14 protein-coding genes are annotated in these 12,210 nt (G+C 68.2%); 5 read left to right on the forward strand and 9 right to left on the reverse strand.

From position 1 onward, the window contains the following. Positions 1-96: 96 nt before the first annotated feature. Genes CA951_RS23130 through cobF form a run of 4 tightly spaced genes read right to left on the reverse strand, consistent with a single transcriptional unit; the run spans position 97 to position 3,488 of the window. A complete protein-coding gene (locus tag CA951_RS23130) occupies positions 97-579 on the reverse strand; it encodes a DUF456 domain-containing protein (RefSeq protein WP_087559045.1) in 483 nt (160 codons plus the stop codon). After that, entirely contained in the window at positions 576-1,787 is a 1,212-nt protein-coding gene (gene purT, locus CA951_RS23135) for a formate-dependent phosphoribosylglycinamide formyltransferase (protein WP_087559046.1), read from the reverse strand. Before purT ends, CA951_RS23130 begins: the two co-directional genes overlap by 4 nt. A gap of 38 nt (positions 1,788-1,825) precedes the next feature. After that, complete coding sequence (locus tag CA951_RS23140) at positions 1,826-2,692, reverse strand: Fpg/Nei family DNA glycosylase (RefSeq protein WP_087559047.1); 867 nt, start codon at positions 2,690-2,692, stop codon at positions 1,826-1,828. 55 nt (positions 2,693-2,747) lie between these two features. Beyond that, on the reverse strand, positions 2,748-3,488 hold the full coding sequence (cobF, locus tag CA951_RS23145) for a precorrin-6A synthase (deacetylating) (protein WP_087559048.1): 741 nt from the start codon (positions 3,486-3,488) through the stop codon (positions 2,748-2,750). Positions 3,489-3,572: 84 nt separating this feature from the next. Here cobF and CA951_RS23150 point away from each other — a divergent pair, with 84 nt between their 5' ends. The 4 genes from CA951_RS23150 to CA951_RS23165 all read left to right on the forward strand — a co-directional run bounded on the left by CA951_RS23150 (position 3,573) and on the right by CA951_RS23165 (position 6,124). Beyond that, positions 3,573-4,376 carry a thymidylate synthase gene (locus CA951_RS23150; RefSeq protein WP_087559049.1) on the forward strand — a complete coding sequence of 268 codons (804 nt, stop codon included), beginning with the start codon at positions 3,573-3,575 and terminating at the stop codon, positions 4,374-4,376. Then, complete coding sequence (locus CA951_RS23155; protein WP_087559050.1) at positions 4,376-4,870, forward strand: dihydrofolate reductase; 495 nt, start codon at positions 4,376-4,378, stop codon at positions 4,868-4,870. Before CA951_RS23150 ends, CA951_RS23155 begins: the two co-directional genes overlap by 1 nt. Positions 4,871-4,945: 75 nt before the next feature. Further along, on the forward strand, positions 4,946-5,272 hold the full coding sequence (locus tag CA951_RS23160) for a cupin domain-containing protein (protein WP_087559051.1): 327 nt from the start codon (positions 4,946-4,948) through the stop codon (positions 5,270-5,272). Positions 5,273-5,395: 123 nt separating this feature from the next. Next, complete coding sequence (locus CA951_RS23165) at positions 5,396-6,124, forward strand: SRPBCC domain-containing protein (protein ID WP_087559052.1); 729 nt, start codon at positions 5,396-5,398, stop codon at positions 6,122-6,124. A gap of 12 nt (positions 6,125-6,136) precedes the next feature. Here CA951_RS23165 and CA951_RS23170 read toward each other — a convergent pair whose 3' ends face one another. Next, positions 6,137-6,763, reverse strand: a complete 627-nt coding sequence (locus CA951_RS23170; RefSeq protein WP_087559053.1) for a Tat pathway signal protein — start codon at positions 6,761-6,763, stop codon at positions 6,137-6,139. A gap of 117 nt (positions 6,764-6,880) precedes the next feature. On the opposite strand from CA951_RS23170, the gene CA951_RS23175 reads away from it, so the two are divergent. Next, a complete protein-coding gene (locus CA951_RS23175; RefSeq protein ID WP_087559054.1) occupies positions 6,881-8,527 on the forward strand; it encodes a GAF domain-containing sensor histidine kinase in 1,647 nt (548 codons plus the stop codon). Between the two features lie 8 nt (positions 8,528-8,535). Here CA951_RS23175 and CA951_RS23180 read toward each other — a convergent pair whose 3' ends face one another. The 4 genes from CA951_RS23180 to CA951_RS23195 all read right to left on the reverse strand — a co-directional run bounded on the left by CA951_RS23180 (position 8,536) and on the right by CA951_RS23195 (position 12,140). Continuing rightward, on the reverse strand, positions 8,536-9,171 hold the full coding sequence (locus CA951_RS23180; protein WP_087559055.1) for a response regulator transcription factor: 636 nt from the start codon (positions 9,169-9,171) through the stop codon (positions 8,536-8,538). A 31-nt stretch (positions 9,172-9,202) separates the two neighbouring features. Then, positions 9,203-10,093, reverse strand: coding sequence for a universal stress protein (locus tag CA951_RS23185; RefSeq protein ID WP_087559056.1), 891 nt, complete (start codon positions 10,091-10,093; stop codon positions 9,203-9,205). A gap of 49 nt (positions 10,094-10,142) precedes the next feature. Further along, positions 10,143-11,183, reverse strand: coding sequence for an LLM class F420-dependent oxidoreductase (locus CA951_RS23190; protein WP_087559201.1), 1,041 nt, complete (start codon positions 11,181-11,183; stop codon positions 10,143-10,145). A 72-nt stretch (positions 11,184-11,255) separates the two neighbouring features. Beyond that, the gene (locus tag CA951_RS23195; RefSeq protein ID WP_087559057.1) at positions 11,256-12,140 is read right to left on the reverse strand and encodes a universal stress protein; all 885 of its coding nucleotides are present in this window, start codon (positions 12,138-12,140) and stop codon (positions 11,256-11,258) included. Positions 12,141-12,210: the final 70 nt, after the last annotated feature.

Below are 12,210 nucleotides of genomic sequence, written 5' to 3' on the forward strand. Positions count from 1 at the left end.
GGCGCATTCCTCCGCTAGCCGGGAAGATCAACATCCGCGTTTCATCATCGCAGGTGGAGGTCGCTCCTGGATACCCCCGGCGACGATTTCGGCGACCTACGTCGCGACCACCGCGGTCAGCCACACCCCCGAGGCGAGCAAGGCGCCGAGCAGTTCGATCAGCATCGACAGTCCGACGGCCTTGCAGGCGTGCCACGTCGACGCCCACGCCCGGTTGTGGGCACGCAACCGGTACAGCTCGGCGACATACGTTCCCGCGAGGAACCCGAGGAACAACCCCACCACGGGAACGACGAAAAACCCGACGATCCCGAGCAGCCCACCGACGATCAGCGACACGTTGGGCACGCCGGCGATGCGCATCCGCTTTCCGGGCCAGGTGTATTTGACGACGCCGCTGATCACCAGGAACACCGTGGCGACCGCGAACACCGTCCACGCCGTCGCACCGCCGGTCATGATGGCCCACACCAGGATTGCCGCGAAGATGAGGATCGTTCCGGGCAGGATCGGGATGACGATCCCGACGAGCCCGACCACGATGGCCAGGCCGACAAGAACTTCTGCGCCCGGACTCACGCGACGGGCTCGACGCGGGACGCCGCCTCCCGCGCGCGACTGCGCGCGGTCTCGACGTCCGGCCCCGTGGACACGGCGACGCCCATCCGCCTCCGCGCGAAGCTCTCCGGCTTGCCGAACAGCCGCAGGTCGGTCTCGGGGACGGCCATCGCGTCGGCGACACCCTCGAAGCCGATTCCGGCGGCATCCAGTTTGCCGTAGATCACCGCGGACGCACCGGGTGTCGTGAGGGTCGTGTCGACGGGCAGGCCGAGGATCGCGCGGGCATGCAGTTCGAACTCCGAGAGTCGTTGCGTCCGAAGGGTGACCAGTCCCGTGTCGTGGGGGCGGGGGCTGACCTCCGAGAAGTACACGTCGTCGCCCTTCACGAACAGTTCCACCCCGAAGATCCCGCGACCGCCCAGCGCCGACGTCACCTTCTCCGCGACCTCACGCGACCGGGCGAGCGCCGCCTCGCTCATCGGTTGCGGCTGCCACGACTCCACGTAGTCACCCGAATCCTGCAGGTGCCCGATCGGCTCGCAGAAGAACGTGCCCACCGCGCCGTCGGCGCCGATCGCCCGGACGGTGAGTTGGGTGATCTCGTAGTCGAAGCCGACGAACCCCTCCACGATGACACGGCCGTAATTGACGCGGCCGCCCGCGAGCGCGTAGTCCCAGGCCTTCTCGACGTCGTCGGCGGCGCGCACCGTCGACTGGCCCTTGCCGGACGAAGACATCACCGGCTTGATCACGCAGGGAAAGCCGATGCGTCCGGTGGCCGCCCGGACCTCCTCGAGCGATTCGGCGAACTCGTACGGCGACGTGGGCAGTCCCAGTTCCTCCGCGGCGAGGCGCCGGATTCCCTCGCGGTTCATGGTCAGCTGCGTCGCCCGCGCGGTGGGCACCACCACCGCGGCGCCGCGCTCCTCCACCGTGGCCAGCGCATCGGTGGCGATCGCCTCGATCTCGGGCACCACGAAGTGCGGCTTTTCGGCGTCGACGAGCCGCAACAGCGCTTCCGGGTCGCTCATGTCGATGGTGTGCGCGCGGTGCGCCACCTGGTAGCCCGGCGCGTTGTCGTAGCGGTCGACGGCGATCACCTCGACCCCCAGCCGCTGGAGGGCGATGATCACTTCCTTGCCCAGCTCACCCGACCCGAGCAGCATGACGCGGGTCGCGCCTGCCGTCAGAGGGGTACCGAACCGTCCGGGTGCCTGTTCACGCATGGTCACAACTATATGCGGGCACGCGTTCGCGCCCGCGCCTACTTCAGCAGTCGCGACATCCGGCGGTCGGCGAGCACCTTGCCTCCGGTCTGACACGTCGCGCAGTACTGAAAAGACTTCTCCGCGAACGACACTTCCCGGACGGTGTCACCGCAGACGGGGCAGGGCAGACCGGTCCGGGCGTGGACGCGCATCCCGGATCGCTTCTCCCCCTTCAACCGCGCAGCGTCCTGCCCGAGCGACCTCTGGACGGCGTCGGTGAGCACGGAACGCATCGCGTCGTACAGCACGTGCACCTGGTCTTCCGGCAGGGTGCGCGACGTCGCGAAGGGGGAAATCTTTGCGGTGTGCAGGATTTCGTCGGAGTAGGCGTTGCCGACGCCGGCGAGCAGCGACTGGTCGACGAGCGCGTTCTTGATCCGCGCCGACGTGGTGGACAGCAGGGCCGCGAACTCGGGTTCGGTGACGGCCAGGGCGTCGGGCCCGAGCCGGGCTATCCCCTCCACCTCCTGAGGGTCGTGCACCAGCCACACCGCGAGCCGCTTCTTCGTGCCGGCCTCGGTCAGGTCGAACGCCGGCGTCGCCCCCTCCGGGGTGAAGAAGTGCACCCGCAGCGCCAGCGGCCCCTTCCCCGGTTTCGGCGGCGCAACCGACGGATTGTCGGTCCAGCGCAGCCAGCCCCCACGCGAGAGGTGGGTGACGAGCCACAATCCGGAGCAGTCGAGTGCGAGGTGCTTGCCGAACCGGGCGGCACCCGTGACGTCGCGGCCCTGCAGGGCGGTGATCGGGGGGTCGAACGTCTTCAGCACACTCAGGGCCGCCACGTCCACCCGGCCGACGACCGCTCCCACGGCGTGTTCACGCAGGAACTCGGCTAACGCCTCCACCTCGGGCAGCTCGGGCATGTCCCCAGGCTAACGGCATGTGAGCGAGAAAGTGTGCTCCTCCACACTTTCCCACTCACCTGCGGAGGAGGTAGGTGTCCATGATCCAGCCCTTGCGTTCGCGCAGTTCGGCGCGCACCCGCTGGATCTCGTCCTCGACCTCCCGCAGGCGACCGGAGATCAGCACCTCGTCGGGGGTGCCCAGGTAGGCGCCCCACCAGATCTGGACGTCGTCGCCGGGGACCTGCGTGAACGTGCAGTGAGCGTCGAGCATGACCACCGCGTTGTCGACGCCGTCGGGCAGCCCCTCGGCGAGGCGGCGCCCGGTGGTGACGTGGACGGGTTCGCCGATCCGATTGAGCACGATCCGGTGCTGGGCGGCCAGCGACTGCACGCTGGTCACACCCGGGATCACCGAGTAGTCGAACGACACGTTGCCGCGGGCGAGCACCCGCTCGACGATCCGCAGCGTGCTGTCGTAGAGCGACGGGTCGCCCCACACGAGGATCGCCCCGACCCCCGGCTCGGACGCGAACTCGGCCTCGAACAGCGCCGCCCGGCGCTCGTGCCAGTCGTCGACGACACCCTCGTAATCGGACGGCGTGCGGTTGCGCGGCGGATCGACGATGTCCACGACGCGGTACGGACCGGTGACGTGTTCCTCGAGGATGCCGGTGCGGAGATCGACGAGGTCCTGCTTCTCGTCGCCCTTGCCGATGACGAAGAACACGTCCGCCTTGTTCATGGCCTTGATCGCCTGGACCGTCACCTGGTCGGGGTCGCCGGCGCCGATGCCGATCACGAAGAGTTCACGCATGCGGGCAGGCTAACGCCCGTGCGCCTTTCTGGTTGCTCCAGCTACCAAAAAGGCGCACGGGCGCGGAGCGCCTATGCTCGTACCGTGACATCTGTGCCGACCCCGTACGAAGACCTGCTCCGACTCGTCATGGACACGGGCACCCCGAAGGCCGACCGCACCGGGACCGGCACGAAGAGCGTCTTCGGTCATCAGATGCGCTGGAACCTCGCCGACGGGTTTCCGCTGATCACCACGAAGAAGGTGCACCTCAAGTCGATCGTCTACGAACTGCTGTGGTTCCTGCGCGGCGACTCCAACGTGAAGTGGCTCCAGGACAACGGCGTCACGATCTGGGACGAGTGGGCGGACGCGGACGGCGAACTGGGCCCGGTCTACGGCGTGCAGTGGCGCAGCTGGCCGACCCCGTCGGGCGAGCACATCGACCAGATCAGCCAGACCATCGAGACGCTGAAGTCGAACCCGGATTCGCGTCGCATCATCGTGTCGGCGTGGAACGTCGGCGACATCCCGCAGATGGCGCTGGCGCCGTGCCACGCGTTCTTCCAGTTCTACGTGGCGGACGGCAAGCTGTCGTGCCAGCTTTACCAGCGCAGCGCCGACATGTTCCTCGGCGTGCCGTTCAACATCGCGAGCTACGCGCTCCTCACCCACATGGTGGCGCAGCAGGCAGGGCTCGAACCGGGCGACTTCATCTGGACGGGTGGCGACTGCCACATCTACGACAACCACGTCGACCAGGTGACCGAGCAGTTGAGCCGGGAGCCGTTGCCGTATCCGACGCTGAAACTGAACCGACGGGATTCGATCTTCGACTACACGTTCGAGGACGTGGAGATCGTCGACTACCGGCACCATCCGGCCATCAAGGCGCCGGTGGCCGTCTAGTGGCGGCCCGGCAGGTCAAGCTGGTCTGGGCGCAGGGTGCCGGCGGCGTCATCGGCCGCGACAACACGATCCCGTGGCACGTCCCCGAGGACATGGCGTACTTCAAGAAGGTGACGCAGGGCCACCCCGTGATCATGGGCCGCAGGACGTGGGACTCGCTGCCCCCGCGATTCCGGCCCCTGCCGGGACGGCGCAACATCGTGATCACCCGTCAGCCCGGCTGGGCTGCGGAGGGAGCCGAGTCCGCCGACGGCCTCGCCTCGGCGCTCGCGCTCACCGACGAGGACGTCTGCGTCATCGGCGGCGGTCAGATCTACACGGCGGCAATGCCGTTCGCTACACAGCTGCTGGTCTCCGAGATCGACGTGACGATCGACGGCGACGCCTGGGCACCCGCGATCGACGAGTCCTGGCACCCGCAGGACACCGGTGAGTGGCTCACGTCGGCGAAGAACGGCACCCGGTACCGCTGGATCACCTACATCAAGCGCTGACCGGCCACCTGTTTGCCACCGCACCGTTACCCCATTCGACGGGTGACGGTGCGCGCAGTGGTTCATACTCACCTCATGGACAAGAAGTCACTGACCGCCCTTGCCCGTCAGCAACTGAAGTTGGCAGGCGGGACGTCCAGCGGCCGCAGTTCGCAGACCGTGTACGGCGGGCATCGGCGCAGCCTCAGGCAGACCGTCATCGCCCTGGCCGCGGGTCAGAAAATGGCCGAACACGAGAGCCCGGGCGAGGCCACCCTGTTCATTCTCAGCGGCAAACTGAACCTCGTGGCCGGCGAGGACTCGTGGAAGGGTTCCACCGGCGACCTGCTGGTCCTCCCGACGGACCGGCACAGCGTCGAGGCCATCGAGGACGTCGCGTTCCTGCTCACCGTCGCCATGTGACGGTCGTGCGCGATCGGCTCGCCGATTCTGTTCGGAGCCTGAACCCGGCCTGTTTCGCGATCGTCATGGCCGGCGGTCGGCGGTGCAGGTCGGACCGGTAGCAGCGGAGACGCAGGAGAGTGCATGACGGAAACCCCGCCCGTGATCGAGGTATCGGTAGCTGCGGCGCCGTCGGTCGTATGGCCGGCCCTGCGCGACCCGGAGTTGCTTCGGCGCTGGCACGGCTGGGATATCGAAGGCCTGGACGACGAGATCCGGGAAATCTACTTCGGCGACGACGTGACGGAGGACTCCGAGGCCTTCACCCTCACCCTCGGCGGCGCCGACCGGTTCAGCCTCCACGAGCACGACGGCACCACGCTGGTGCGGATCACGCGGCCGCCGCGGGGCGGTCATCCCGCCGCGGACGATTGGTACGACGACGTCACCGAGGGCTGGACGACGTTCCTGCAGTTCCTCAAGTTCGGCATCGAACGGCACGGGCTCGACGAGCGTCGCACACTGTTCCTCGAAGGCCCGGTCGCGGACGGCGATTCGGCGCAGCACCTGCTCGGCCTCGACAAGCTCACGGGCATGAAGGTGGGCGATCACTTCACCGCGGTCGCGGAGACGGGCGATCTGCTGCACGGGGTGGTGTGTTTCGTCGGCGAGCACCAGACCGCGGTGAGTGTCGACGACCTCGGCCCGGGACTGCTGCAGTTCGGCGAGCAGCCCGTCAACACCGCACGCCCGAACGGCGGTGCGCAGATCCTGCTCGCGGCCTACGACCTGGACGACGAGGAGTGGGCCGAACTCGAACAGCGCTGGACGGAGTGGTGGCAGGCCCGGCCCGGGGCCGAACCTGCCACCTGAGTTCTCGACCGGTCAGGCGAGCACGGTGCCCAGGGTGGGCCACCAGATCGTGCTCTTGACGACGTTCGGCCCCACCTGGTGGTTCAGCGAGCCGTACACGGCCGCGACGACCAGGCCGCTGCCGAGCCCGGCGACCGGGGCCGTGGACACGACCGTGGGAACCGCGACGTTGTTCTGGTCCAGCTTGACGAGGCCGCTGGCACCGGTGGCGAAGCTGTAGTACACGACGTCGAGTTCGGCGCCGGCCTGGTCGTTCGCGATGACGCCCGGTCCGCCGAAGAAGCCGAAGCGGAACTGGTTGCTCATGTTGGTCGCCACACCCGCGCCGTACAGCTGTCCGAGGACGGGACCGCCCTGCCCGGTGTCGGAGTACGCGGGGACCTGGAAGATCTGGCCCGGCAGGGCGATGTTCGTCGCCGCCGCCGTGTCGGTCGGCGATGCGGCAAGTCGCTCGATGGCGGCCTCGGCCTCGGGGTTTCCGGCGGCCACGGTGCGCAGCTTCGCGATCGCGGTCACCGGGTCGACGACGGGAGTGGAATCTGCGGGCTGCGCCGACACGACACCGGTGAACATCATCGTCGCTGCCACTGCAGCGGTCAGACCTGCCGCGACCCGTCGTGCGAAGTGCCGTCGATTCATTCTTCTTCTCCCTCGTCACGTCAATGGGTAAGCATTAGTTCGGATGAGTAAACACTCGAGCTCTTATCGACGCCGTGGTTGGCGGTGTTACGCCTCCGCCAGACCTATGCTGCTGACATGGGAGCGGACGGTGGGCACGAGGCGAGGATCAGCGAGTTCCGGGAGGGGCTCGCCGATGTGATTCCCACCCGCCGGAGTCTGCAGCGCCTGTTCGAGGCGGTTCTGGTGGTCGGGTCGGGGCTCGAGCTGGATTCCACCCTGCAGCGCATCGTCAATTCGGCCACGTCCCTGCTCGACGCCCGCTACGGCGCGCTCGGTGTCCACGCCCCCGACGGCGGCCTGTCGGAGTTCGTCTACGAGGGCATCACGCCGGAAGATCGCGCGCACATGGGCCACCTGCCCGAGGGCCGCGGGCTGCTGGGACTGCTGGTCCACGACCCCCGCCCGGTGCGCCTCGCCAACCTGGCCGATCATCCGGGGTCGCTCGGCTTCCCGCCCAACCATCCACCGATGAAGAGCTTCCTGGGCATGCCGATCATGATGCGGGGCAAAGTTTTCGGAAGCATCTATCTGACCGAGAAACTCAGCGGACCGGAGTTCACCGACGAGGACGAGGTCATTCTGCGCGCGCTCGCCACGTCGGCCGGCGTGGCGGTGGAGAATTCCCGGCTGTTCGAGGAATCGCGGACGCGGGAACGGTGGCTGACGGCCGTCGCGGCGATCACCTCCCGCCTGATGGTCGGCGGATCACTCGACGAAACACTGCACACGCTCGCCGCCGAGGTACGCGAACTGTCCAGCGGCGACGAGGTCTTCATCGTCGTCACGCTCGGCGAGGGCGCGGTGGTCGGGGCGGACAGCGCGGTGCGGCCGCTGCGCACCAACTTCCGAACCGCCACCCAGGCCGAGCCGTTCGCCGAAGTGCTGCGCTCCCGCACCCCCGCACTGCTGACGGGCATCGACGGTCTCGCACCGTTCTCCGCCGAGGCGGGCCGGGCCGCGGTGCTGCCGCTGTCGACGGCGTCGGGGGTCGGCGGGGTTCTGGTGGTCACCGCGCGTGGCACAGCTCCGTGGGATCCGGACGAGGTGGCCCGACTCGAATCGGTGGCCGACCTCGCTGCCGTCGCGGTGGAGTTCGCCGACCAGCAGAGCAAGCAACGCCTGCTGTCGGTGCTCGCCGACCGCGACCGAATTGCGCGCGACCTGCACGACAACGTGATTCAGCGATTGTTCGCCACCGGCATGAGCCTGCAGAGCACTCACGCGGTCGGGGACGTTCCGGACGGCGTACGCACCATCGTCGCCACCGCGGTCGAGCAACTCGACCGGACGGTGCGCGAGATCCGCACCACCATCTTCGATCTGCAGGCCACCGGCATCGCATCGGCGACTAGTCTGCGCCGCCGCCTGCTCGACGTGATCGGCGACCTGACCTCCCATTCGCCGGTCGCGCCGAACGTCCAGTTCACCGGCGCCATCGACACTCTCGTGCCCAGCCGCATCCACCCGCACGCGGAGGCGGTGTTGCGCGAGGCCCTGAGCAATGCGCTGCGGCACGCGCGGGCCACCACCATCGACATCTCGGTGGCCGCCGGGGACGACCTCGTCGTCACCGTCGCGGACGACGGCATCGGGATCGCCGACGGCGCCCGGCGCAGCGGACTGGACAACCTCGATCGGCGCGCCGAGCACTGCGGCGGCACCTGCACCGTCGATTCCGGGGGCGGGGGGACCGTCGTCACCTGGCAGGTCCCGTTGGCGTGACGAAACTTTCAGCGCTGTTTGCGTAACTCGGTGGCCAGCACCGCCGCCTGCGTGCGCCGCTGCATCCCCAGTTTGGACAACAGCCTCGACACGTAGTTCTTGATCGTCTTCTCGGCGAGGAAGAGCCGCTCGGCGATCTCCCGGTTGGTGAGCCCCTCGCCGATCAAGTCGAACACGGCGCGTTCCTGCTCGGACAGTTGCGCCAGCGGGTCGTCCCGGCGGGCCGACCTGATCCGGTTCATCAGCGCCGACGTCGCCCTGCTGTCGAGGAGCGAACCGCCCTCCCCCACCGTCCGTACGGCCGCCACAAGGTCGGTGCCGAGGATCTGTTTGAGGACGAATCCGGACGCCCCGGCCATGATGGCGTCGAACAGCGCCTCGTCGTCGGAAAACGACGTCAGCATCAGGCACCGCAGTCCGGGCAGCGCGGCGCGCAGGTCCCGGCACAGTTCGACGCCGTTGCCGTCCGGCAACCGGACGTCGAGGACGGCGACGTCGGCGCCACTGCCCGGGACCCGCGCCATCGCCTCACCGACCGACGCGGCCTCCCCGACCACCTCGAGGTCGGGCGCGCTGCCCAGTAGATCGACCAAGCCTCGTCGCACGATCTCGTGGTCGTCGACCAGGAACACTCGCGTGGTCATGTGTGCACCTCCAAGCGACTGACAGTTCGCGCTAGCTCTCCGGCCGGACGATCATCACCGGGCAGTCCGCGGTGTGGAGCAACGCGTTGCTGGTGGAGCCCAGCAGCATTCCCGTGAAACCACCGCGTCCGCGGCTGCCCACGACGATCAGCTGCGCCTTCTCGGCGAATTCGCTGAGCACCCGCACCGGGCGGTCGCGCGCGACGACGCGTTCGACCGTCACGTCCGGATACCGCTCCTGGTATCCGGCGAGGCGCTCGGACAGCACCACTTCCTCGCCCGTCTGGATGCTGCTCCACAGCGGGTCGTCCGGGCTGGCGCCGAGCGACGGCTGCACGCTCACATCGCTCCACACGTTGACCGCGACCAGGCTCGCACCGCGCGCGGCGGCCTGCTCGAACGCCACTTCCAACGCGGCCCTGCTGCTCTCCGAACCGTCGACACCGACCACGATCGGCCCCTCGGTCGGCGGCTGCCCGTCCATGGTGCGCCCCCGCACGACCACCAGCGGGCAGTGGCCGTGCGCGGCGACCGCGGACGTCGTGGAACCGATCAGCAGGCCGGTGAACTCACCGTGCCCGCGCGAACCGAGCACCACCATGTGCGCGTTCGCGGACAGGTCGATGAGGGTCTGACTCACCTTGGCCTCGAACTGTTCGGTGGTGATGTCGATCGGCGCGTCCACCGTCTGCTTGGCGTGCACCCGTGCACTGCCCAGCCGGGCCTTCGCCGTGTCCTCGAGTTCTTCCTTGAAGCTCTCGGCCAGATACGGCTCGGTGTAATAGAAGGCAGGAATGTGGACCACTGTCACGATGTGCAGCGGGAGCGACAGTGCGGCGGCGGCCCGAGCGGCCCACGCCACGGCGGCCGACGCCGACTCGGATCCGTCCACACCCACGACGATCGGTTTGATTCCGGTCATGGTCACCTTTCCTGATTCTTCCGGCTGTGCACTGCTGAGGTGTGCGGTGCTACCCGCAGATGTTGCGGAGCTTCTCGACCAACGCCACACGTCCCGCACGATCCGCGGCGAGCGGTGTGACGGTGAGCGTGGTGACCCCGGATTCGGCGAACGCGGCCACCCGCTCCGCGACGTAGCTCTCCGGACCGATCAGCGACACGGCCCGCACCAGGTCGTCCGGCACCGCGGCGGCGGCCTCGTCCTTCTTACCCGACAGGTAGAGGTCCTGGATGGTCTCGGCTTCCTTCTCGTAGCCGTACCGGACCGCGAGGTCGTTGTAGAAGTTCTTGCCCTTCGCACCCATGCCGCCGATGTAGAGGGCGAGACCGGGGCGGACCCAGTCGAGCATGTGGTCGACGTCGTCGCCGATGGCCAGGGCGGGCGACGCGAAGACCTGCAGGTCGCCGAGGCTCGGGTCGCGCTTCGCCTTGCCCTTGGCCAGCGGCTCGCCCCACACGCTCGCGGCCTTCTCCGGGTGGTAGAAGATGGGTTCCCAGCCTTCGGCGATCTCGGCTGTCAACTCCACGTTCTTCGGTCCGAGCGAGGCGATGACGATCGGGATGCGATCACGCACAGGGTGGTTGATGATCTTCAGCGGCTTGCCCAGCCCGGTGCCCTTCTCGGCGGGCAGCGGAATCTGGTAGTACTTGCCCTGGAACTCGACCTTCTCGCGGCGCCACACCTTGCGGCAGATCTCGACGACCTCGCGGGTGCGGCCGAGCGGGGCGTCGTACTTGACGCCGTGGAAACCCTCGATCACCTGCGGGCCGGACGCGCCGAGGCCCATCACGAAGCGTCCGTCCGACACGAAATCGAGGCCGGCGGCCGTCATCGCCGTCAGGCTCGGCGTGCGGGTGTAGATCTGGAAGATGCCCGAAGCGAGTTCCAGGGTGGTGGTCTTGGCGGCGAGGTAGCCGATCTGGCTGACCGCGTCGAACGAGTAGGCCTCGGGCACGAACGCGATGTCGAGCCCGGCTTTCTCCAGGTCGGCGACCTCGTCGACCGTCTCGGCGAAACCGCCGCTGTAGTTCAAGCCCATACCTATGCGCACGTCGTTCCCCAATCCTGGCGTTCCTGCAACCTGTTCCTGCTTCGATCCAGAACACTACTGCGCGCGATGGCCTCAGGGGCGTGCAGGCCTCACGACGACTACCGGGCACTGCGCACCACCGACCAGGCTGTTGCTGGTCGAACCGAGCAGCATCCCCTTGAATCCTCCGCGGCCCCGGCTGCCGACGACCAGCAGTTGCGCCTTCTTCGACCAGTCGAGCAACCGCGCCCGCGGATTGTCGATGTACACCTCGCGGGTGACCTTCACGTCGGGGTATTTCTCCTGCCAGCCGGCGAGGCTCTCGGCGAGGACGGCACGTTCGTCCTCCTCGAGTCCCTGCGGAACGAGCGCCGCGGCACGCGGGTCCTCGAACGCCTTCGACCCGAGGTCGCTCCACACGTGGACGGCGACCAGCGGAGCATTACGCATCGACGCCTCCTGGAAGGCCACCGAGATCGCCCGCTCACTGGTGGCGCTGCCGTCGACGCCGACCACGACGGGCCCGCCTGCGTGGGCGTCGCCGCGGACCACGACGACCGGGCAGTGTGCGTGGCTGGTGACGTTGATCGCCGTGTTCCCGAGCAGCGCGGTGGCCGCCGCCCCGGACCCGGACGCGCCGACGACCACGATCCGGGCGTTCTCGGACAGGTCGACGAGCCACTGAGCGCTGCTCCCGATCGACAGTTCGGTGCAGACCTCGATGATGGGATTGACCGCGAACGCCTGCTCCTGCGCCTCGGCGAGAATCGCTTTGCCGCTCGCCTCCACCCACTCGTACACGCCACCCGAATCCATGTACGGGCCGCCGAACCCGTACGGAGCGAAGTCGAGCGCGTGGATGATCTTCAGGTTCAGTCCACGTTCGGTGGCGAGTTCGGCAGCCATCCGGACGGCGGACTTCGAGCTGTCCGATCCGTCGACGCCGACGACGACGCTGTTGCGGTCCCGTGTGCTCATGGCTTCACACTATCCCCGGCCTCCTTTTCCCGTCTGCCGCCCTTCACCTTTCGACGTGGGACTTAAGTCC

Source organism: Rhodococcus sp. NCIMB 12038 (assembly GCF_002165735.1).
In the GTDB taxonomy this organism is placed as follows: domain Bacteria; phylum Actinomycetota; class Actinomycetes; order Mycobacteriales; family Mycobacteriaceae; genus Rhodococcus_F.